The sequence below is a fragment of the Sulfitobacter sabulilitoris genome (assembly GCF_005887615.1).
GTDB lineage: Bacteria > Pseudomonadota > Alphaproteobacteria > Rhodobacterales > Rhodobacteraceae > Sulfitobacter_E > Sulfitobacter_E sabulilitoris.
In genome coordinates this window covers 761,692-783,612 of record NZ_VANS01000002.1, presented here as the reverse complement: position 1 = coordinate 783,612, position 21,921 = coordinate 761,692, and the positions used below count along the sequence as shown (strand labels likewise).

The window sequence follows — 21,921 nt, the reverse complement described above, 5'->3', positions numbered from 1 at the left end:
CCAGGATCGCGCCGTCCATCTGCGCCGCACCGGTGATCATGTTCTTGACGTAGTCGGCGTGGCCGGGGCAGTCGACGTGCGCATAGTGACGCGCCTCGGTCTCGTACTCCACGTGCGCGGTCGAGATCGTGATCCCGCGGGCCTTCTCCTCGGGCGCGCCGTCGATCTGGTCATAGGCGCGGAAGTCGCCGAAATACTTGGTGATCGCCGCCGTCAGCGTCGTCTTGCCGTGGTCAACGTGACCGATCGTGCCGATGTTCACGTGCGGTTTATTGCGTTCAAACTTTGCCTTAGCCATGTCTTTGGCGCCCTTCGCGTTTAGGGGTCGTGCGCGACCCTGATCCTTACATGGCGCGCGATGTATGGCGAAAAGACCGGGAAATCAAGCGGGACTTGGCCGCCTCGCACGGCGACGCGGGCTATTGAACGACGACCGCCGGTTCCGCCGTCCCCGCGGTCGCCGCCTGCCGCGTGAACCAGCCTTCTTTGTCCTGCTGGCGCACAAGATACCGCTCGATCGATTTCGACACGTTTTCCGACAGGTTCCTGAGCTGCTCCTCCGCCGTCTGTGTCAGCCCCGAACCGATCAGCGTTTCGCCGGAAATCTCTTCCAGCACGGTGATTTGCTTGGGCTCATCGTTCAGTTTCTTGCCCAGCGCATCGTCCCAGACGGTCAGGCGCACGATCAGCACCGACTTGGGCGACAACACCAGGGGCACGCCGGGCTGCGCCAGCACGTAGCCTTCGACGCTGACGCCAAAGTGATATTGCTTGTCGCCCTGATACCGGTCGAACCGGTCCGCGATGGCCTTTTTCAGCGCCTCCGTCAGTTCGGCTTCGCTGGCCGTGCGGCTGACCGGGCCTTTGACGACCTTGGGGGCCACCACGATATTATGGCCAAGACTGAAGTCGCCCAGCGGCACGGGCGGCTGATCCAGATCGCCGGCCCCGGTACAGGCGGACACAAGGCCAAAACAAGCCAAAAGGGCAATTACACGCAACATGACGGGGGTCTCCAGCGAGGTTTCGGTGCGTCGTGCCTAGCCCAGCGCTCCAGCGCACGCAACTGGCCTGGCAAAGCAGCCGTCGCTTCGTTGCGCCAATCTGCCCCGTTTGCCGCGGCCCCCCCCCGACCCTATATTCGACACAAGCCCAGAGGAGGCCGCGACCATGTCACTGACCGATGCCGATACCACCCGCCGAATGCAGGCGCTGCCGGTGCGCGTGCCGCTGGTGAATGAACCCTGGGGCATCCTGAAAAGCCTCAACATGGCGCGGCAGAACGTGCTGCGCATCATACCCGAGATAGCGACCCTGCAACCGATGGTGTCGGGCAAGACCGGCAAGCGTTGGCACATGGTGATGGATCCAGGCGCAATCCGGCAGATCCTTCTGGAGCGGGTCGATGACTACCCGAAATCCGTGGTCACGAAAAACCTGCTGAAACCGGCGATCGGCGACTCGCTGTTCATCGCCGAGGGCGCGCACTGGCGCTGGCAACGGCGCGCGGCGGCGCCGGTGTTTTCGCATCGCAACGTGATGAACCTGTCGCCGATCATGACCAGCGCGGCGGAGCGTGCCGCCCAGCGCATCGCCGCCGCCGGACCGCGCGCCGTCAACCTGCTGGACGAAATGGTGACGACGACCTTCGACGTGATATCGGACGTGACCTTTTCGGGCGGCGATACATTCGACCGTGACGCGGTGCATGGCGCCATCGACGATTACATCGCCGAGGCGGGCAAGATTTCGCTGTTCGATATCCTTGGCGCGCCGGATTGGATTCCGCGGCCGGGGCGGATGATGTCGGGCAAGGCACTGAAAGAGATGAAGGGTATGGCAGACGCCGCGATCGAGGCGCGTGCCACACGCGGCCATGACGGCACGCCGGATCTGCTGGACCTGCTGCTTGAGGGGGTCGATCCGAAAACCAAGCGCCAGATGAACACGGCCGAATTGCGCGACAACCTGCTGACCTTTATCGTGGCGGGGCACGAGACGACCGCGCTGACGCTGGCCTGGGCGATGTACCTCGTGGCCTTTGACCAGGGTGTGCAGGACCGCGCCCGCGCCGAGGCGCAGGCCGTTCTGGGCGACCGCGCCGCGACGGGTGACGATCTGGACAACCTGCCCTACATCCGGCAGATCATCGACGAAACGCTGCGCCTGTATCCACCTGCGGGGGTGATTTCGCGGACCGCGCAAAAGCCCGATACGCTGTGCGACCGGGCCATCCTGCCGGGCGACACGGTGATGATTCCGATCTATGCGCTGGGACGGCATCAGCAGCTTTGGGACAACGCCGATGCCTTCGACCCGGACCGCTTTGCCGACGCCAAGTCGATCGACCGTTATGCCTACCTGCCCTTTGGCGATGGGCCACGCATCTGCATCGGCGCGTCTTTTGCCCTGCAAGAGGCGGTGATCGTATTGGCCACACTGTTGGCGCGGTTCAGGTTCAGACCGGTGCCGGGGCGGGATCCGGAGCCCGTGATGATCCTGACATTGCGGCCGCAGGGCGGCGTTTGGCTGACGGCGGAGCGGGTTTAGGGGGCGGCTGCCCCCGCCACGCCCTGCGCGCACGTCCCCCCAAGGTTTTTTCGCCAAAAGAAGACGATCAGGTCAGGACGTGAACCTGTTGTCGCGCGGAAAGCCGCGCGGCGCCATCCGCCCCGTGCCGGCGCGCTTGCCCGTCCATTCGTCAAGGTCGGTCTGCGTGCGGGTGCGGCCCGCCGGGTCAAGCCAGCTCAGGCCATCGTCGCGGGTGAAGGTCGTCGCGTCCGACAGGCCGCCGTCCTTGTATTTCTGCAATCTCACGCCCTTGCCCCGGCCCATTTCGGGCAGTTCGTTCAGGCCGAAGACCAGCACCTTGCGGTTTTCACCCACCACGGCGACCGCATCGCCGGTGACCGGTTTGCAAACCAGCGCGCGCGTTCCGCCCCGCACGTTCAGCACCTGCTTGCCGCTGCGGGTCTGAGCCACCACGTCATCCTCGGGAACGACGAACCCGTCTCCGGCGCTGGAAGCCACCAGGAGCTTGCGCCCCGGTTGATGGATCAGGATGGTCACGATCTCTGCCTCGTTGGGCAGGTCGACCATCAGGCGAAGTGGTTCGCCCATACCCCGCCCACCAGGCAAATTGGCTGCGGAAACCGTGTAAAACCGACCATTGGACCCGAAAACGAGCAAGCGGTCAGTCGTTTCGGCATGGAAGATGAAGCGGGGGCCGTCACCGTCCTTGAACTTCAGCTCGCGGCCCAGGTCGATATGCCCGGTCATTGCCCTGATCCAGCCCATCTGGCTGCACACGACAGTGATCGGCTCGCGGTCGATCATCGCCTCGATCGGAACATCCTCGATCACAGCGCCCTCGGCAAAGGTCGTGCGCCGCGCGCCGCCGGCGTAATCCTTACCGAACTGCTTTTTCGTCTCGCGCAATTGTGCGGTGATGCTGTCCCACTGCAGACCCTCGTTCTCCAGCAGATCCTCGAGCCCGGCGCGTTCTTCCATCAGCGCGCTCTGCTCGCGCAGCAGTTCCATTTCCTCGAGCCGCCGCAGCGACCGAAGACGCATGTTGAGGATCGCCTCGACCTGCACGTCGCTCAATTCGCCCTCGCCGGGGGGCGGCGTCGCATAATCGCTCTCGTCGCGGGCACGGGTGTGCGGCTTGCCCCAATCCTCGCGCATCAGCGCGGATTTCGGGTCGTCGTCATAGCGGATGATGTCGATCACGCGGTCCAGGTTGAGGAACGCGATGATGAAGCCTTCGAGAACCTCGAGTCGGTGGTCGATCTTCTCCATCCGGTGGCGCGACCGACGGATCAACACCTCCTGACGGTGATCGAGGAAGGCGCGCAGCACCTCTTTCATGCTGCAGACCCGCGGTGTGACACCGTCGATCAGCACATTCATGTTCAGCGAGAACCGCACCTCGAGATCCGAGTTGCGGTACAGCATCCCCATCAGCACCTCGGGATCGACCGACCTTGAACGCGGTTCGATGATCAGCCGCACATCATCGGCGCTTTCGTCGCGCACATCGCCGAGGATCGGAATCTTCTTGGTCTGGATCAACTCCGCGATCTTTTCGATCAGCTTGGATTTCTGGACCTGGTAGGGGATCTCGGTGACGACGATCTGCCACTGCCCGCGGCCCAGATCCTCGACCTCGTAGCGGCAGCGCAGGCGAAACGACCCCCGCCCCGTGCGGTAGGCCTGCGCGATATTCTCGGGCGGCTCGACGATTATGCCGCCGGTGGGGAAATCGGGGCCGGGCACGTAGTTGAGCAGCGTATCGTCGCGCGCGTCCGGGGTGCGGATCAGGTGGATGCAGGCCTCGCACAGCTCGGCGATGTTGTGAGGCGGAATGTTGGTGGCCATGCCCACTGCGATGCCCGACGAGCCGTTGGCCAGAAGGTTGGGAAACTGCGCGGGCAGGACGACCGGTTCGGTCAGGGTGCCATCGTAGTTTTCGCGGAAATCGACGGCGTTTTCGTTCAGGCCGTCCAGCATCGCTTCGGCCACGGCCGTCATGCGCGCTTCGGTGTATCGGCTGGCGGCAGGGTTGTCGCCGTCGATGTTGCCAAAGTTGCCCTGCCCGTCCACCAACGGGTAGCGGACGTTGAAATCCTGCGCCAGACGCGCCATCGCATCGTAGATCGCGGCGTCACCGTGCGGGTGGTAGTTGCCCATCACGTCGCCGGAGATCTTGGCCGACTTGCGAAACCCGCCGGTCGACGACAACCGCAATTCGCGCATCGCGAACAGGATACGCCGGTGCACAGGTTTCAGACCGTCGCGCGCATCGGGCAGCGCGCGGTGCATGATCGTGCTGAGCGCATAGGTCAGATACCGGTCGCCCAGCGCACGGCGGAGCGGTTCGGACAGGTCGCCGGAGCCGGCAGCAGGAATATCGGTTTCGTCTGACATGCAGGCTGTTTAGCTGCGCCTGTCGGCATGGACAAGCGGCTGATTGAGCCGCGTTTGGCACGGCGGTCACGCATCGCGTCCCCGACCGGCGGGACACGAGTCCACAGAATCGGCAAAAAGTGATATTGAACCAAAGGGCGTTTGAGGGAGTTACCTTTTCAATAGGTAGTTTCGGGGGATTTCGATGACGCGTTTGATTCTTATCAGCTTTGGCTTTCTCGGCTGGGCGTTCTACGAGATGAGCGGCGGCAGCGATTTCGACCCGGTGGCTGCGCGCAACGACCGCATCGCGGACCGCAACAACGGCGAACTTCGGCAAGTCGCAACGGCGACAGAGCAAACCGATACGACCCCCCAGGTTCTGCCGGAGGTGGCGCGCGCATCGCTGAACCTCAGCACGCTGGACGAGGTGCTCGAGGCAGGGCAGCAGCCCGCCGCGCAGGCCACGGCCGATGTGCCGGTCACTGTGTCCGACGACAGCGCAGGCCAAAGTGGCATCGTGCTTGCAAACCTGAACGCGGGCGCAAGCTTTGACGTACAGGAAACGTCGATCATCTTGCCGAGCCTGATCGAACCGAGTGAACCAGTGTCCACATCGGCAGAACCGAAATTCGACATCCGCGCCGTGGCCGGAACGCTTGTGAACCTGCGCGGTGGACCGGGAACAGGCTTTGGCGTCGTTGACCAGTTGAGTGAAGGCACCGAAGTCGAAATTCTGCAGGATCCCGGAAATGGCTGGGTCGAACTGCGCCCCGTTTCTGGTGGCACGATCGGCTGGATGGCGGATTTTCTTCTGACCGGCGGCTAAACCGCGATTGCACCGATCGCGCGTGCACGGCATGACGGGTCCAAAAGGGGCCCCATGCCAATGACGCAAAAGACCATCCTGATCACCGGCTGTTCAACCGGCATCGGCCTTGATGCCGCCCGCACCCTGCGCGACCGGGGGTGGCGTGTGTTCGCCGCGTGCCGCAAGACCGAAGACTGCGACCGCCTGCGCGCCGAAGGCTTCGACAGCCCATTGATCGATTACAACGACAACGACAGCATCGACAAGGCCTTGGCCGAGGTTCTGTCGGCCACGGGCGGCGGCTTGGACGCGCTCTTCAACAACGGTGCCTACGCAATCCCCGGCGCGGTCGAAGACCTGCCCACAGATGCCCTTCGCGAGATTTTCGAGGCTAATTTCTTTGGCTGGCATACGCTGAGCCGCGCCGTGATCCGCGTGATGCGCGCACAGGGCCATGGCCGCATCGTCCAATGCTCTTCGGTACTGGGGTTTGCCGCAATGCCTTGGCGGGGTGCATACAACGCGACGAAATTCGCCCTCGAGGCGCTGACCGACACGCTTCGGGTCGAGATGCGCGACACCCCGATCGATGTCATCCTGATCGAGCCGGGACCGATCACGACGGCATTCCGCGCCAATTCCGCCCTGCAATTCGAGCGGTGGATCGACTGGAAAGGCTCTGCCCGCGCCGCACAGTATGAAAACCAGCTTCGGAAACGGCTTTACAGCGATGCCCCCTCTGCGATGGAGTTGCCCGCCTCTGCCGTCACGACCAAGCTGATCCACGCGTTGGAGGCACGCCGCCCCAACCCGCGCTACTTTGTCACGACGCCGACCTACATCATGGGCATTCTGAGGCGGGTTTTGCCGACACGCGCGCTGGATTGGGTGGCCTCGCGCAACTGAGCCATGCAGGCCGTTCGGAAAACCGGTTCGCTTTTTGCCCGGCGGCGGCTACATCTTCGGCAACACGTAACAATAGGAGACCCCGATGGGCGACCCGCTTTTCATCTTGATTATCCTGGCCTGCGTTGCCGTTGTCGTTGTGTTGATGCTGGGCCTTGGCGGCTTTGCCGGGGGCGGCGCATTCAACAAGCGCAACAGCAACAAGCTCATGCGCCTGCGAATCATCGCACAGTTCGTCGCGGTCTTGCTGATCGTTCTTTACGTCTATCTTCGCAATTCAGGAGGCTGACCGGACATGGTCGTGCTCAACAGAATCTACACGAAAACCGGGGATGCGGGTGAAACCGCGCTTGGCAACGGCACGCGCGTGGCCAAGCACGACCTGCGCGTCACGACCTATGGCACCTCGGACGAATTGAACGCCTTTGTCGGCGTTGCGCGGCTGGTGGCGACGGGCGATCTGGATACGCAACTGGGCAGGATTCAGAACGATCTGTTCGATCTGGGCGCGGACCTGTGCCGCCCCGACATGGAAAAGGACGCGACCGCGGACTATCCGCCGCTGCGCATGTCCGACAGTCAGGTAACGCGGCTTGAACGGGAAATCGACGCCATGAACGACGCGCTCGAGCCGTTGCGCAGCTTTGTCCTGCCGGGTGGTGCGGCACTGGCTGCGCATCTGCATGTCTGCCGCACCGTCGCGCGCCGTGCCGAACGGCTCGCCGTCGAGCTTGCCACCGTGGAGACGATCAACCCGGCCGCGGTAAAATATCTCAATCGGCTCAGCGACTGGTTCTTTGTCGCGTCCCGGATCGCCAACAACGGCGGCAAGGACGACGTTTTGTGGGTGCCGGGGGCCAACCGCTAGACGCGGATCGCCGGAAAATCAGGGCATTTGCCCCGGCCAAATCGGGAAAATCGCCCAAAAAGACGAAAAACGCGGCGTCGAACGGCGCTTACGTGACGATTTTACCCTGTTTCCCGAGGTAAGCCTTGGGTACACCACAGGTCATATTCGATAGACCGCCCGGAACAGGGCGAGTCGCAATAACAAGGAGAGAGACGCCAATGAAGGTTCTGGTACCTGTCAAACGCGTGATCGATTACAACGTGAAAGTGCGCGTCAAAGCGGACGGATCGGGTGTTGATCTTGCCAATGTGAAAATGTCGATGAATCCCTTCGACGAGATTGCCGTGGAACAGGCGATCCGCATGAAGGAAGCAGGACAGGTCGACGAAGTCGTCGCCGTGTCCATCGGTGTCAAGCAGGCGCAGGAAACCCTGCGCACGGCGCTCGCAATGGGTGCCGACCGCGCCATTCTTGTTGTCGCCTCCGATGACGTGCACAACGACATCGAACCGCTGACCGTGGCAAAGATCCTCAAGGCGATCGTGGCCGAAGAAGAGCCGGGCCTCGTGATCTGCGGCAAGCAGGCGATCGACAACGACATGAACGCAACCGGCCAGATGCTGGCGGCGCTCATGGGCTGGAGCCAGGCCACCTTTGCATCCGAATTGGCCATCGAGGGCGACAAGGCCGTGGTCACGCGCGAAGTGGACGGCGGATTGCAGACGATCAAGGTGAACATGCCGACCGTGGTCACAGTTGACCTGCGCCTGAACGAGCCGCGCTATGCCTCGCTGCCCAATATCATGAAAGCCAAGAAAAAGCCGTTGGACGAGAAAACCGCCGAAGATTACGGCGTTGACGCCTCGCCGCGGCTTGAGATCACCAAGACGGTCGAGCCCGCCGCGCGCGCTGCCGGCATCAAGGTGGGTTCGGTCGATGAACTTGTGGCGAAACTCAAAGAAGCGGGGACTGTGTGATGGCTGTACTTCTTTTGGCTGAAGTGAATGACGGCGAACTGGCGATGGACGCAACCGCAAAGGCCGTGACCGCCGCGTCGGCGCTTGGCGACGTGACCGTGCTGGCCGCCGGTGCGACCTGTGCCGATGCCGCGAAATCCGCCGCGACGATCACCGGCGTGGCCAAGGTGCTTTGCGCCGAGGATCCGCTTTATGGCAAGCGCCTGGCCGAACCGGTCGCGGATCTGCTGGTGTCGCTGGCGGGCGACTACGATCATATCGTCGCCCCCGCAACGACCGACGCCAAGAACATCATGCCGCGGGTTGCCGCGCTGCTTGACGTCATGGTGATCTCTGACGCGACCGCCGTCATCGACGCAGATACGTTCGAACGCCCGATCTATGCGGGCAACGCCGTGCAGACCGTCAAATCCAAGGATGCGAAAAAGGTGATCACCTTCCGCACATCGACATTTGACGCGGCGGCGACGGATGGATCGGCGACGGTCGAAAACATCGGTGCCGCGAGCGACCCCGCGCTGAGCGAATGGGTCGAGGACAAGGTCGCCGAGAGCAACCGCCCCGAACTCACCTCTGCCGGGATCGTCGTATCGGGCGGGCGCGGTGTCGGCTCCGAAGACGACTTTGCGCTGATCGAAAAACTGGCGGACAAGCTGGGTGCGGCTGTCGGCGCATCGCGCGCGGCGGTCGACTCGGGCTATGCGCCGAATGACTGGCAGGTCGGTCAGACCGGCAAGGTTGTCGCGCCCGAGCTTTATGTCGCCATCGGCATCTCCGGCGCGATCCAGCACCTTGCGGGCATGAAAGACAGCAAGGTCATCGTCGCGATCAACAAGGACGAGGAAGCGCCGATCTTTCAGGTTGCGGACTACGGGCTGGTTGCGGACCTTTTCGATGCCGTGCCCGAACTGATCGAAAAACTGTAATCGGATCGGCCTCGCGCCATCCTGATGCAAGGCCCGCAGATATCCTCTGCGGGCCTTTTTTCAATTCGGACCTGCCCCTTCAGATCATTCCCAGCAATGTGTCCGACAGCGCCACGGCCGCCTCACGGTGGACCATGGGCCCCAGGGTTTCGGCAGCGGCGGGCGCTTCCATTTCGGCAAAGACCAGACCGTTGAACCCGTTGGCAAGAGCGACCGGGCTGGCCACGACCTCGACAACGTCGGACACCAGCGGCGCAAGCTCATCGATCATCTGCCGCGTGATGAACAGCGGGTTCCCTGCCTTGACCGGATCAAGGCCGATCACGTCATGGTCCGTCGGGGCGTGATCCGCCACCCATAGCAACACGATCTTGCCCGCGATCTGCCTGAGCATCACACGCATCCGCGCAACCCAGGTCGCCTGAAGTTCACTTCGAATGGTCGCAAACCTGTCTTCCGAAACGCTGTATAATTCGCTCAGCATATGCCTGGTGAAATGGAACTCCGCGAAATCGACATCGTCGTAGATCGTCCTCAGCAATGTCGACGCAGTGACGAAACGATCGTTGCGGCGCGGATGCACCGAGTAATATCTGTTCGACATGTTCTGCGCACCCAGTATCTGGATCACCGTGACTTCGGCATTCGACGCGGCCTCCAGCACCGCGGGATCGGCGGCGAAAACGTCGACCCCCGCATTCTGGACGCCGAAATTCACGCAATTGATCCCAAGATCGGTTTCCACCAGCGCCGGAAACGGCGACCTGATGAATTTTCCGTAGGTTTCCGTTCCACCCAGAAAAGCCAGATAAGGCGCGGTCAGAGACCGCTGCGGCCCCCGGAACAGCACCCTTGAGCTTCCATATCGACACGGAAGATAGTCCAGCCCCCCCGGCCCCAGCACGTCATAGGTCATCACACCCGCCTTTTTTTTCACTCACCCAGGCCCCACCATGCGGTAGTGATCCTTCGATTCGCTTAAAGGCAGAATTCTCCCCAATATTTTAACCCGGGCCTCCCCTTGCGGCTCCGGGCCTGCGCCCCTTATTGTGCGAGCAATCATCAAAAGGGCGGATCATGGAAATCAAATCGATCGGAATTGTCGGTGCGGGTCAGATGGGCAACGGCATTGCCCATGTCATGGCGCTTGCCGGGTATGACGTCATTCTCAATGACATCAACCGCGAAGCGCTGGACAACGCGATGGAACTGATGACCGCGAACATGGATCGGCAGGTCAGCCGCGAAAAGATCACGGCCGAAGCGCAGCAAAAGGCGCTGGCGCGGATCACCACCACGACCACGCTGACCGATCTTGGCAAGGCGGATCTGATCATCGAGGCCGCAACCGAACGCGAAACCGTCAAGCAGGCGATCTTTGACGAACTGATGCCGCATCTTCAGCCGCACACGATCCTGACGTCCAACACATCGTCGATTTCGATCACGCGGCTGGCCTCGCGCACCGATCGGCCCGAAAAGTTCATGGGCTTTCATTTCATGAACCCGGTGCCCGTGATGCAGCTTGTCGAACTGATCCGTGGGATCGCGACGGACGAGGAAACCTTTTCCGCCTGCAAGGATGTCGTCGATCGGTTGGAAAAAACCGCCGCCTCGGCAGAGGATTTCCCGGCGTTCATCGTGAATCGAATCCTGATGCCGATGATCAACGAAGCCGTCTATACGCTCTACGAGGGCGTGGGTTCGGTAAAGTCCATCGACAGTTCGATGAAGCTTGGCGCCAATCATCCGATGGGACCGCTGGAACTGGCCGATTTCATCGGGCTCGACACCTGTCTGGCAATCATGAACGTTCTGCACGACGGACTGGCGGATACCAAGTACCGCCCCTGCCCCCTGTTGACCAAATACGTCGAAGCAGGCTGGCTCGGGCGCAAGACCAACCGTGGGTTCTACGATTATCGGGGCGAAACGCCGGTTCCCACGCGCTGACGACGCCTGGTTCCAAATGGGGAAAAATACCGCCGCCGGAGGCATGAAAGTCTTGGTGGCCCGCCCCGGACGGTCGTGCGACCTTGGTTCAATCGCGCAGCGACAGTGTATGCGCGCGTAACCATGCCATGAACCCGCGCGGATCGTCGGCCCACCGATCCACATCCTGCTGCGTCAGCGGATGGCCCACGACGGGCGCCTGCGGCTTGTTGAGCGAATGGACGATTTCATGCAGCAACAGGCCCTGCCGCAGCATCGGCGACAGCTTGTTCGCGATCTGATAGGCGCGGCTGTTCTGTCCGGGAAACTTCATCGGTACGACCGTGGCACCGGACCGGCGGATCATCTTGGCGGTAAAGACGTTCCACTCCTCTTCGACGGCCGGTCCGAACCAGGTCTTGGACGTCGCCACCACGCCAGAGGGAAACAGGGCGACAACGCCTCCCTCCTTGAGATGGTTCATCGCCTTGGTCCGCATTTCAACGCCTTTGCGCTGCGCGTCCGGATCATGGGGAAACGGCACCGGAATCATGTAGGATCCGGCAACCTCGTCGATCGCGGTCAGCAAGGATCGCGTCAGGATGCGATAGTCGGGCCGCACCCGGCCGATCAGATCCGCAAAGATCATGCCGTCCACCATGCCGTGCGGATGATTGGCGACCACGATCACCGGCCCTTCGCGCGGGATGCGGTCCAGCTGGTGTTGCGGGGTGGTCAGGTCGATACCCATCACGTCCAGCGCAGCGCGCCAGAACGCCTGTCCCTGCGGCGCGCCGGCCCGCTCGAACTTTCGAATAAGACGCAGGATGGTCAGCTTTCCTGTGAACGCCTCCATCACCCGGATGATCGTTGACTTTACCGGGTCATCAAACGTCGAGGCATAGGACAGACTACGGCGGTCATATTTCGCGAATGTGACCGGCTCCCCGGGGGAATGGGTCTGAACGTCGTTCGAACTGTCTACCAACGCAGGCTCACCTTTGTTCTGGAATCGCGGCTCCGGGCGCGCCTCAGTTGCCTTCCCCGAACTTGTCCGCGACAAGGGCTTTCAGGGCATCGGCCAACGCATCCGCGTCCGGCCCCGAAGTAGAGACGTCAATAACGCTTCCCTTTGATGCTGCCAACATCAAAAGCCCCATGATGCTGTCTCCCGAGGCCGACAACCCATCCTTGGACACTTCCGCGCGCGCGTCGAACGCTTCGACCACCTCGACCAGTTTGGCGGACGCACGGGCGTGCAGACCTTTTTCATTCACGATCTTCAAGCTGCATTGGGTCATCGAATTCAGGGCCTTGTTGTCCATTACTCAGAACTGACGTTCTGGCTGTCGATATATTTCTTGCCCGCCTCGAGAGCGGCGCGCACCGCATCGGGCACTGACATCTGGCGGCTTTTGGCCAGCTTGATCAGCATCGGCAGGTTTGCGCCGTAGAGGATTCGCCGGTTTTCCGGCTGACACGCCAAAAGGCTGAGGTTCGACGGCGACCCGCCGAACAGATCCGTGACCACGACCACGCCATCGCCCCGGTCCACTTCGTCAGCCGCCACACAGATTTCCTGTTGCTTGGCCAGCCGGTCGTGATCGGCATGAATGGAAATCGCGCGCACCCCGGTCTGAGAGCCCACGACATGTTCGATGGCGGCAAGGTATTCCCCCGCCAATCCCCCATGTGCGACAATCACAATTCCGATCACGCTTTACGCCTCGTCCTTTTTTCGCCGGTCCAGCTCGCGGTGTCTAATTGACACTTGCCAGCCTTGGTCCGCAAGCCGCAAAGCCAGTGTTTCGGCCATTGTCACCGACCGATGCTGCCCACCTGTACACCCAAAGGCGATTGAAAAGTGCGACTTTCCCTCATCGCGATAAGCCGGCAACAACAGGTCGCACAGCTTCACCACCTGCGTGGAAAAATCGGCAAAGCGCGGATCGTCGCGGACATACTCCGCAACCCTCTGGTCGGTGCCATTCAGCCCGCGCAGCTCGGGTTGCCAGAAGGGATTGATCAAGAACCGGCAGTCCAGAACCATGTCCACGCTGCGCGGCAAACCGCGTTTGTAGGAAAACGATTGGACCGAAACGACCATGCGGTGCTGACCGCCGGGGGCGAACCATTGCTCGACCTGGCCCCGCAGTTCGTGCACGTTGAGGTCACTGGTGTCGATCAGAACATCGGCCCGGGCGCGCAGGGGCTGCAAAAGCTCCAGCTCGCGCGCGATCCCGTCCGCCGGGCGGTCGTCGGTGGCCAACGGGTGCCGCCGCCGCGTTTCGGAAAAGCGGCGTAGCAGCACATCGACACTGCAATCGAGATACAGAAGTTCCGGTGCAAGCCCGTCGCGACCCGCAAGTTGTCCAAGAACATCAAGCAGCGCATTGGTCGAGAAATCGCGATTTCTCGGATCGACGCCGAGGGCCAGCGGGCGGCCCTGTTCGGGACCGTTCAGCAAGGCAGGCAACAATCGCAGCGGCAGGTTGTCGATGGCTTCGAAACCCGCGTCTTCGAGAACCTTGAGCGCAGTCGACCGCCCGGCCCCCGAGGGGCCGCTGACAAGCACAAGGCGTCGCGCTGTATGATCGGGCAGTGTCATTCCGGGTCTCTTCTTCCTGCCTTGAGATATTGCATGATCGCGGCGGGAAAACAGGCACTATCCACTTTGTGAAGACAGGGAAATACCTGACCACAGAATTCGGCGTAATGCGCGTAAGGCAGCCTGTCACGTTCCACTTGATCCAGGCAGACAACCACTGCCAACGGCGCTTCGGCAAGCGCATCGGCCCGCAACAGGCCGATGCCGCGCGCCTCTATCAGACCGACAAGCGGCGCGGGCGCGGTGGCGATCACTTGCGGACCGCGGCGTGCAAGCAGGGTCTGGTCATCCGACACTAGCCGCGCCCCGAACGCCATGAGCTGCAGCGCCAACGACGATTTCCCGGTGCCGGACGCGCCGGTGATCAACGCCGCGCGCCCCGCCACGGCAACGCAGGTGCCATGCACGGTCAAGGGGGGGGCATCTTGTGGGGTGGCCGCCACCGGCATGGGTCAGATCGGCAGGCCCACGACAAAGCGCGCACCCAGCGGCTCGGACGTGATGTCGGCCTCTGTCGGGCGAATGTTCTCGGCCCAGATCACGCCGCCATGCGCCTCGACAATCTGCTTGGAAATCGCAAGGCCCAGGCCGGAGTTATTGCCGAAATGCTCGTCTGGACGCTGCGAATAAAACCGCTTGAAGATCTTCGACAGCGCTTGATCGGGGATACCGGGGCCGGTGTCCTCGACCACGATCAGAACACGGTTTTCACGTTTGCGCGCCCAGATGCGGATCGCATCGCCATCTTCGCAGAAAGAAATCGCATTGGTGATCAGGTTGACGAAAACCTGTGCCAGACGCGCCTCAAGCCCGTGCACGATGATGGGTGTGCCGGGAAGGTCGGTGATGAAATCGATCCCTTTCGATTTTGCGTCCGCGCCAAGGTATTCACCGAGATTTTCAAGTGTCATCAAGACGTTGAACGGCTCTTCCTCCTCCTTGACCAATTCGCTGTCCAACCGCGATGCGTTGGAGATATCGCTGACCAGCCGATCCAGGCGCCGCACGTCATGGTCAATCACATCCAGCAGCTTGTCGCGCTGATCCTCGCGCTTGACCATCCGCAGCGTGCCCACCGCGGACCGCAATGATGCCAACGGGTTCTTGATCTCATGCGCGACGTCGGCGGCAAATTGTTCGTTGCCGTCGATGCGGTTGTAAAGCGCGGAGACCATACCGCGCAACGCGCCGCTCAACCTGCCGATTTCATCCGGGCGGGCGGTCAGATCAGGAATTCGAATGCGTCCCGGGTTCATCTTGCGCGCGTCCTTGTCGCGGCCCAATTCGGCAGCGGCGGCGAGGTCCGCCAGCGGATGCGCGATGGTCGAGGCCAGCACGAGGCTGAGCCCGATTGACACCAGCGTCGCCACGACGAACATCTGCAGCACGCGTTCGCGTTCGCCGCGCACCAGTTTGTCGATCTCGCCCGTCGCGGTGGTGACGGCCGCCACGCCAACGGCAAGTTCGCCCTGACGGATCGGGGTGACAACGGTGAACAGCGTGCCGCCCGCCTGATCCAGGTTGTTGGTGATCTGGGTGCCATTGGCCAGGGCATTCGCGATCAGTGGTTTGAGCGTGTCCGACATGGCCGGCCCACCGGCATCGCCGGATCCGGAGAAGGGACGCGAAATGGTGGACCAGACCGAATTCAGGCCATCGGTCAGGATCGTACGGCCAGCCGCCCGCGTTCCGGCGATCTGCTGGCTGTCGAATTGGCCTTCGGTATTGCCGATCAGGTTTTCGGCCAGATCGAAGATGAAAACCTCGACACCGCTGCGCAGATCCAGACCATCAAGGGTTTCGGGAATATTCACGCCATCGCCCGTGGCCAGGTTCACCGGCGCACCAACGGGCAACTGTGCCTCGACGACATCGGCGATCAGTTCGGCCTCCGACACCAGGGACGCGGCGCGCTGCACCGCAAGGCTGTCGCGCGAGGAATTGAGGTAGAGAATACCGGCCACAAGGATATTCAGGGCGATCAGATTGAAAGTAATGATCTTGCGCGTCAGCGGCGAGCCACGCAACGAAAACAGGCCCCGACGTTCCCGTCGAGCCCGCATTTCCGTCGGGGCTGCGCTGTCCGGGGCGACCCAGTCGTCGCCCAGAACGACGTCACCATCCCGCGAAGGTGGGGTCATGTCGCGCACAAAGGTCCTTTCAACCAAGGCCATCGGCTCAAATCACTCTTCGTTGTATCTGTAGCCGATCCCGTAGAGTGTCTCAATCGCGGAGAACTCGTCATCGGCCATCCGCATCTTCTTGCGCAGGCGCTTGATATGGCTGTCGATGGTGCGGTCATCGACGTAGACCTGATCGTCATAGGCCACGTCCATGAGCTGATCGCGCGATTTCACGAAACCGGGGCGTTGTGCGAGGGCCTGCAAGAGCAAGAACTCGGTCACGGTCAGTGACACATCCTTGCCCTTCCAACTGACCGCGTGGCGCAGGGGGTCCATCCGCAGCTCGCCCCGCTCCATCACCTTGGTCTCTTCGGTATCGGCGACCACATCGCCCGCCACGGCATCCTGGCGACGCAGCAGCGCCCGGATGCGTTCAACCAACAGACGCTGGGAAAACGGCTTCTTGACGTAATCGTCCGCGCCCATCCGCAGGCCGAGCACCTCGTCGATCTCGTCATCCTTGGATGTCAGGAAGATCACCGGCATCTGCGTTTTCTGGCGCAGCCGCTGCAGCAGATCCATTCCGTCCATCCGCGGCATCTTGATGTCCAGCACGGCCATGTCGGGCAGTTTCTTGTTGAACGCGTCAAGCGCCGCCTGCCCGTCGTGGTAGGTTTCCACTTCGAAACCCTCTGCCTCAAGAGTCATCGAGACAGACGTCAGGATATTCCTGTCGTCGTCCACCAATGCGATTTTGGACATTGCCTGTTTCCTTGTACTGCTCTTTTACGATTTTTGAGCCATTGACCACCGATTGACCTGTCGAATCAATCCTTAAGTGCGAATCAGCACGACACCTGCGCCCATTTCAGCCATAATTTGGTTAGGAATGGCTAAATTGCCGCACATCCAACCCATTCCCCCACGATCCACGACACCCCGGCAGGCAAACTGGCCACCGGGGTATGCCAAAGATCGCCATGATGGCGCTAACTGCGCCAAAGCGTCCTGTTCATGCTGTAAAACGTCATGCTATGAGGCGCGCAACCGGCGGGCACGGCGTGTCGCGTGGGACATGAAGCGAAGTGCGAATTCATCCGCAACACACACGCGGACACAGGAGAAATCATATGACATTTGGACGGGTAAACCCGCAATTCCGCCTTGAGGATCAAGGGATAAGCGGGCTGGGCGATGTCTATTACAACCTGTTGGAACCCGCGCTGGTCGAAACCGCTCTCAAGCGGAACGAAGGAACGCTGGGCAAAGGCGGGGCGTTTTTGGTCACCACCGGCAAATTCACCGGACGGTCCCCCAAGGACAAGCATGTGGTCAAGACCGACAGTGTCGCCGACGGCATCTGGTGGGACAACAACGCCGAAATGTCGCCCGAAGGGTTCGACGCGCTGTACGACGACATGCTGACCCACATGCAGGGCCGCGATTACTTCGTGCAGGACCTGATCGGCGGCGCCGACCCCAAGCACGCGATCAACGTGCGGATGATCACAGAAATGGCGTGGCACGGCCTGTTCATCCGCCACATGCTGCGCCGTCCGGAGGTTGATGACCTCGACCGTTTCATCGCGGATTTCACGGTCATCAACTGCCCCGCGTTCCAGGCCGATCCGGCGCGACATGATTGTCGGTCGGAAACTGTGATCGCGATGAACTTCGACCGCAAGATCATCCTGATCGGCGGCACCGAATACGCGGGCGAGAACAAGAAATCCGTCTTCACGCTTCTGAACTACCTGTTGCCGGAAAAAGGCGTGATGCCGATGCACTGCTCGGCCAACCATGCCAATGGCAACCCGGTCGATACGGCCGTGTTCTTTGGCCTGTCGGGCACCGGCAAGACCACCCTGTCGGCCGACCCCGCGCGCACGCTGATCGGCGATGATGAACACGGCTGGTCCGACACGGGCACCTTCAACTTCGAAGGCGGCTGCTATGCCAAGACGATCAACCTGAGCCGCGAGGCAGAGCCGGAAATCTTTGATACAACGACGAAATTCGGCACCGTGATCGAAAACATGGTGTTCGACGAGCACACCAAGGAGCTGGATTTCAACGACGACAGCCTGACGGCCAACATGCGCTGCGCCTATCCGCTGCACTATATCTCCAACGCGTCGGCCACCGCCCTGGGCGGTCACCCCAAGAACATCATCATGCTGACCTGCGATGCCTTCGGGGTGCTGCCTCCGATTTCGCGGCTGACGCCGGCGCAGGCGATGTACCACTTCCTGTCGGGCTTCACCTCCAAGGTTGCGGGCACCGAACGTGGCGTGACCGAGCCCGAGCCCACGTTTTCGACCTGCTTTGGCGCGCCCTTCATGCCGCGCCGCCCCGAGGTCTATGGCAACCTGCTGCGCGACAAGATCGCAACGCACGGCGCGACGTGCTGGCTGGTCAACACCGGCTGGACCGGCGGCGCGTATGGCACGGGCAGCAGAATGCCGATCAAGGCGACGCGCGCCCTGCTGACTTCGGCACTTGACGGATCGCTGGCCGAAGCCGAATTCCGCAAGGACCAGAACTTCGGCTTCGAAGTTCCGGTGGCCGTTCATGGCGTGGCCGATATCCTGCTGGACCCGCGCCGCACGTGGGACAACCCCGAAAGCTATGACCGTCAGGCGGCCAAGCTGGTGCGGATGTTCGCCGACAACTTCGGCCAGTACCTGCCCTTCATCGACGATGACGTCAAAGCGGCGGCCATCGGCTGAGCCGAAACCCCTTTCGGGACGAAAAAAAGAGCCGCAGGACACTGCGGCTCTTTTGCATTTCCGAAAGGTCAGGCCGCCAGTGCCACCAAATCATTGAGCGGCATGTCCAGGATATACCGCAGATCCTCGCGCCCCATGTACACCAGAAAACCTTCGATCGGGGTTTCATGGTGCTTGATGAACCACCGCAGCGCGCCCGGCTCGGTGTGCATGTAGCCGTGACGCTCCGCAAATCCCTTGAACGCGACCGCCTTTTGCATGAACCCGAAGACATAATCGGGGTCCCACATCTGCAGGGCGACCAGAAACGCGTAACGTCCCAGCACGCATGACAATCCGCTGCCGCGATATTCGCCCGGTTCGCCGCCCATCCAGAATTCACCGTGATAGGCGATTCGCCCCTTCATGCGCTGTGCACCGGGCCCCGCGCGATAGCGCGAACGCTTCAGGTCAAGATCGACCCCGGACGGCGGATAGTCGCGGAACCGACGGCGCAGGTAATCCCCCAGATCGCGCGGACCCAGGTCCATCATGCGCATCGCCTGGGTGTGCATGATGCGCCCGGTGGCATCGCGGCCTATGATCCAGAAGGCGTTTTCCGCTGTCATGTCATGAATCTGCGGGTCCAGAGGCGCCCCCAAAATATGCTCCGGTCGCGCCGCAGCCAGCAAGCTGCGGTACTCTTCGAAATCGAAGCCGGTGGTCAAATGGATGCCTTGGCGCGCCAGAATATCAGCGCTTGTCGCCTGAAACCTTGAACCATCCTGGAAGGTATGCAGCGTCATTTGGGGGTCTCCTCAATGAATTAACCATCAAAGCTTACCCCAAAGGCGTCGTTAACGCTCGTATTTTGCTAGACCAGGGTCAAAATCGAGGTGCACGTCCGACGGCATCCTGTCCAGCAACTGGCTGTCGAGGCCTTCGATCCGAATTTCCCGCGCCCGATCCACCGCCGCAATCAGCGCGAAACTGCCATCCGGAAACTGCCCGCCCATCAACAAACGCTCATAGGTCGCCGGCAACAGGTTGTCCGGCTGCCCCCTGGGAATGAGCGTGGCGATCTGGTCCAGCCGGGTGCCACGGGTCGTCTGAATGTCGCGAAACGGCAGCGTCAGCATGGTGGCGAACTCGGTGCCTCCCGGGAACTCAGCGATCGGCCGGCCGATGCTGCTGCGCGCATCCGTCCACCCGAACCAGAGCGCGTAAAACGACCGTTCCCCAAGCTCGACACAGATCCAGCCGCTGGGCGTGTCGCGGTACACCATCAGGTAAGGCCGGACGTGCGACAAGCAGTCGTGCTCGATCTCGCCGCCGCTCATCGCCCAGGCGCGGTGGACCTCTCGCAGGAAGGGCGACCGATCCGTCCAGATTGAATTAAGTGGCTGATGTTGCTGATAGAAACACCATCCATCCGGTTCAATGTGGGCCAGTCGCTGCATGCCCGCCACGTGGTACGATTTCCCCTGAACCCATACCTTTCCGCGGGCCAGAATCTCCTTGGCCTCGGGCAGGGCCAATTCCCCCTGCGGCGACAGGCGGTACTGGCGATCCTCCACCACGAACAACGGCACGCCCATCGTCTCTTCCAAGGTCGCGATATGGCGGCGTACTGTCTGCCGCGTGCTGCCAAGTTCGCGGACCGCGCGGCTCAGGTTCAGGGTCTGCGCCAGCATCGTGAACGAACGGATCATTTCATGTAAAAGAGCGTGAGATTCCGTTGGGCGCGGAACCTCGGACGCATGCGTGGTATCGGTCATAAGATCATTCATTTAATCTATTGGTAAATAAATCACCCACCAATGCAACAAATTTCACCCATTGATTGAACATTTTTAACCAGAAATTGAAAAAAGGTATGCAGTTGATCGATGTACGCAATGCGGGGATGACTGTAGGGCATAACAACCAGGGGTATAGAGTTCCAATGTCTCATCCAGTCGATATTCACGTCGGTCGTAAACTCAAGCAAGCACGCACCCTGCGGCGATTCTCTCAAACGGATGTCGCACGCAAGCTCAAGCTGTCGTTCCAGCAGATTCAGAAATATGAAATCGGTTCGAACCGCATCGCCGCCAGCCGGCTGTACGAGCTGTCAAAGATCCTGGAGGTGCCAACGTCGTATTTCTTTGACGGACTGTCGGACGATACGATGAACGGGCAACACCGCGATCCGGAAATGGACATCGTCGTCGCTCTCGCAGCGATCCGCGACGACAAGGTCAAATCCCGCATCGTGACCTTCATTGAAGACGTGTCGGGGATGACGGTGGCGCGCCAGACCTAGTCTGGCCGCAAGTCACCCGAAAAAGGCGCGCCGCACAAGATTGAGTCCCGCCACCAACAACACAAACAACGTGGCGCGCGCAAAGGCACGCTGGTCGATCCGATCCAGAACACGCGTTCCGATCCACATCCCCACAACGGCCGAGGGCACGAGCGCGACCGAAAGCGGCAGCGTGTCCGCCCTGAGCACGCCAGACCCGATATGCGCCCCGAAGAGCGCCACCGCGCCCAGGCCGTAGATCACGCCCTGCACGCGCATCTGTTCGTTCTTCTCTGTCCCCAGCGCCGTCAGATACGCCACCGTCGGCGGGCCCCAGATGCCCGACATGCCGCCGATGAACCCTGCGAATCCCCCCACGGCCGTTTCGATCCGGGGTGATTGGCGCAATCCGGCGAATCGACGCCCCGACAACTGCAACAAGGCGAACCCGGTGACCGGCACACCGATCATCAGCAGCATCACCTGCATCGGCAGAACGCGGACCAATTGCGCGCTCAGGACCAGCATGACCAACCCCGCCAGCAAGAACACGCGGAATCGCTGCACCGACTTCCACGCCGCATGCGGGCCTTGCCGCAGCGCCTGAATGCCGTTGGTCACCAAAGTGGGAAGAATCAGCCCCGCAAGCGCCAGGTCCGGCGCGATGAAGGTCGTCAGCCCGGAAATCAGTACCATCGGCATGGCAAAGCCGACCACGCCTTTGACCACTCCGGCCAAAACCGCGATACTGCAGGCGATCGCCAGATAGCCGGGGCTCAAAAGCGTGAAAATCGTATCCATGCCCCCTGTTATCATGTGCACCGTGCACAGCACGGTAAAAATGAACGCGCAACTTTCGTCCATTTGGTCGCAGCATTGAGTATTTTT

At 61.4% G+C, this 21,921-nt stretch carries 24 protein-coding genes; 10 read left to right on the top strand and 14 right to left on the bottom strand.

The window, feature by feature from the left end; all coding sequences use genetic code 11:
- Together FDT80_RS12275 and FDT80_RS12270 are read right to left on the bottom strand one after the other, a co-directional pair.
- Positions 1-298: GTP-binding protein (locus FDT80_RS12275; RefSeq protein ID WP_246039932.1), on the bottom strand; the 298-nt coding region annotated here is incomplete at its 3' end.
- A 121-nt stretch (positions 299-419) separates the two neighbouring features.
- A complete protein-coding gene (locus FDT80_RS12270) occupies positions 420-1,004 on the bottom strand; it encodes a hypothetical protein (protein ID WP_138662549.1) in 585 nt (194 codons plus the stop codon).
- A gap of 166 nt (positions 1,005-1,170) precedes the next feature.
- Between FDT80_RS12270 and FDT80_RS12265 the strand changes: the two genes are divergently transcribed.
- On the top strand, positions 1,171-2,550 hold the full coding sequence (locus FDT80_RS12265) for a cytochrome P450 (protein ID WP_246039931.1): 1,380 nt from the start codon (positions 1,171-1,173) through the stop codon (positions 2,548-2,550).
- A gap of 72 nt (positions 2,551-2,622) precedes the next feature.
- Here FDT80_RS12265 and FDT80_RS12260 read toward each other — a convergent pair whose 3' ends face one another.
- A complete protein-coding gene (locus FDT80_RS12260) occupies positions 2,623-4,929 on the bottom strand; it encodes a DNA topoisomerase IV subunit A (protein WP_138662548.1) in 2,307 nt (768 codons plus the stop codon).
- A gap of 184 nt (positions 4,930-5,113) precedes the next feature.
- Between FDT80_RS12260 and FDT80_RS12255 the strand changes: the two genes are divergently transcribed.
- From FDT80_RS12255 to FDT80_RS12230, 6 genes are all read left to right on the top strand, one after another.
- Complete coding sequence (locus FDT80_RS12255; protein ID WP_138662547.1) at positions 5,114-5,737, top strand: SH3 domain-containing protein; 624 nt, start codon at positions 5,114-5,116, stop codon at positions 5,735-5,737.
- A gap of 60 nt (positions 5,738-5,797) precedes the next feature.
- Positions 5,798-6,625, top strand: coding sequence for an SDR family NAD(P)-dependent oxidoreductase (locus FDT80_RS12250; protein ID WP_138662546.1), 828 nt, complete (start codon positions 5,798-5,800; stop codon positions 6,623-6,625).
- Between the two features lie 85 nt (positions 6,626-6,710).
- Positions 6,711-6,914 carry a twin transmembrane helix small protein gene (locus tag FDT80_RS12245; RefSeq protein ID WP_138662545.1) on the top strand — a complete coding sequence of 68 codons (204 nt, stop codon included), beginning with the start codon at positions 6,711-6,713 and terminating at the stop codon, positions 6,912-6,914.
- Between the two features lie 6 nt (positions 6,915-6,920).
- Positions 6,921-7,493 carry a cob(I)yrinic acid a,c-diamide adenosyltransferase gene (locus FDT80_RS12240; protein WP_138662544.1) on the top strand — a complete coding sequence of 191 codons (573 nt, stop codon included), beginning with the start codon at positions 6,921-6,923 and terminating at the stop codon, positions 7,491-7,493.
- 200 nt (positions 7,494-7,693) lie between these two features.
- Entirely contained in the window at positions 7,694-8,452 is a 759-nt protein-coding gene (locus tag FDT80_RS12235; RefSeq protein ID WP_138662543.1) for an electron transfer flavoprotein subunit beta/FixA family protein, read from the top strand.
- Complete coding sequence (locus FDT80_RS12230; RefSeq protein WP_138662542.1) at positions 8,452-9,378, top strand: electron transfer flavoprotein subunit alpha/FixB family protein; 927 nt, start codon at positions 8,452-8,454, stop codon at positions 9,376-9,378. Before FDT80_RS12235 ends, FDT80_RS12230 begins: the two co-directional genes overlap by 1 nt.
- A gap of 79 nt (positions 9,379-9,457) precedes the next feature.
- Here FDT80_RS12230 and FDT80_RS12225 read toward each other — a convergent pair whose 3' ends face one another.
- On the bottom strand, positions 9,458-10,294 hold the full coding sequence (locus FDT80_RS12225; RefSeq protein WP_138662541.1) for a DUF6473 family protein: 837 nt from the start codon (positions 10,292-10,294) through the stop codon (positions 9,458-9,460).
- 161 nt (positions 10,295-10,455) lie between these two features.
- Here FDT80_RS12225 and FDT80_RS12220 point away from each other — a divergent pair, with 161 nt between their 5' ends.
- Complete coding sequence (locus FDT80_RS12220) at positions 10,456-11,331, top strand: 3-hydroxybutyryl-CoA dehydrogenase (RefSeq protein ID WP_138662540.1); 876 nt, start codon at positions 10,456-10,458, stop codon at positions 11,329-11,331.
- Between the two features lie 88 nt (positions 11,332-11,419).
- On the opposite strand, the gene FDT80_RS12215 is transcribed toward FDT80_RS12220, so the two are convergent.
- From FDT80_RS12215 to FDT80_RS12185, 7 genes are read right to left on the bottom strand one after another with little or no spacing between them, the layout of a single operon-like run.
- Complete coding sequence (locus tag FDT80_RS12215; RefSeq protein ID WP_138662539.1) at positions 11,420-12,298, bottom strand: lysophospholipid acyltransferase family protein; 879 nt, start codon at positions 12,296-12,298, stop codon at positions 11,420-11,422.
- Between the two features lie 43 nt (positions 12,299-12,341).
- Positions 12,342-12,611 (bottom strand): HPr family phosphocarrier protein, encoded by a 270-nt coding sequence (locus FDT80_RS12210; protein WP_138662605.1) that lies wholly within the window; start codon positions 12,609-12,611, stop codon positions 12,342-12,344.
- Positions 12,612-12,634: 23 nt separating this feature from the next.
- Positions 12,635-13,027 carry a PTS sugar transporter subunit IIA gene (locus FDT80_RS12205; RefSeq protein ID WP_138662538.1) on the bottom strand — a complete coding sequence of 131 codons (393 nt, stop codon included), beginning with the start codon at positions 13,025-13,027 and terminating at the stop codon, positions 12,635-12,637.
- Between the two features lie 3 nt (positions 13,028-13,030).
- On the bottom strand, positions 13,031-13,918 hold the full coding sequence (gene rapZ / locus FDT80_RS12200) for an RNase adapter RapZ (protein ID WP_138662537.1): 888 nt from the start codon (positions 13,916-13,918) through the stop codon (positions 13,031-13,033).
- The gene (locus FDT80_RS12195) at positions 13,915-14,367 is read right to left on the bottom strand and encodes an HPr kinase/phosphorylase (RefSeq protein ID WP_138662536.1); all 453 of its coding nucleotides are present in this window, start codon (positions 14,365-14,367) and stop codon (positions 13,915-13,917) included. Before FDT80_RS12195 ends, rapZ begins: the two co-directional genes overlap by 4 nt.
- A 3-nt stretch (positions 14,368-14,370) precedes the next feature.
- A complete protein-coding gene (locus FDT80_RS12190) occupies positions 14,371-16,059 on the bottom strand; it encodes a sensor histidine kinase (RefSeq protein WP_246039930.1) in 1,689 nt (562 codons plus the stop codon).
- Between the two features lie 42 nt (positions 16,060-16,101).
- On the bottom strand, positions 16,102-16,803 hold the full coding sequence (locus FDT80_RS12185; protein ID WP_138662534.1) for a response regulator transcription factor: 702 nt from the start codon (positions 16,801-16,803) through the stop codon (positions 16,102-16,104).
- A 368-nt stretch (positions 16,804-17,171) separates the two neighbouring features.
- Here FDT80_RS12185 and FDT80_RS12180 point away from each other — a divergent pair, with 368 nt between their 5' ends.
- Positions 17,172-18,770: a phosphoenolpyruvate carboxykinase gene (locus tag FDT80_RS12180; protein WP_138662533.1), complete on the top strand. Its 1,599-nt coding sequence runs from the start codon at positions 17,172-17,174 to the stop codon at positions 18,768-18,770.
- A gap of 68 nt (positions 18,771-18,838) precedes the next feature.
- On the opposite strand, the gene FDT80_RS12175 is transcribed toward FDT80_RS12180, so the two are convergent.
- Together FDT80_RS12175 and FDT80_RS12170 are read right to left on the bottom strand one after the other, a co-directional pair.
- Positions 18,839-19,555, bottom strand: coding sequence for a hypothetical protein (locus tag FDT80_RS12175; RefSeq protein WP_138662532.1), 717 nt, complete (start codon positions 19,553-19,555; stop codon positions 18,839-18,841).
- Positions 19,556-19,606: 51 nt separating this feature from the next.
- On the bottom strand, positions 19,607-20,461 hold the full coding sequence (locus FDT80_RS12170; RefSeq protein WP_138662604.1) for a LysR family transcriptional regulator: 855 nt from the start codon (positions 20,459-20,461) through the stop codon (positions 19,607-19,609).
- A 233-nt stretch (positions 20,462-20,694) separates the two neighbouring features.
- Here FDT80_RS12170 and FDT80_RS12165 point away from each other — a divergent pair, with 233 nt between their 5' ends.
- On the top strand, positions 20,695-21,054 hold the full coding sequence (locus FDT80_RS12165; protein ID WP_138662603.1) for a helix-turn-helix domain-containing protein: 360 nt from the start codon (positions 20,695-20,697) through the stop codon (positions 21,052-21,054).
- 12 nt (positions 21,055-21,066) lie between these two features.
- Here FDT80_RS12165 and FDT80_RS12160 read toward each other — a convergent pair whose 3' ends face one another.
- A complete protein-coding gene (locus FDT80_RS12160; RefSeq protein ID WP_138662531.1) occupies positions 21,067-21,834 on the bottom strand; it encodes a sulfite exporter TauE/SafE family protein in 768 nt (255 codons plus the stop codon).
- Positions 21,835-21,921 lie beyond the last annotated feature (87 nt).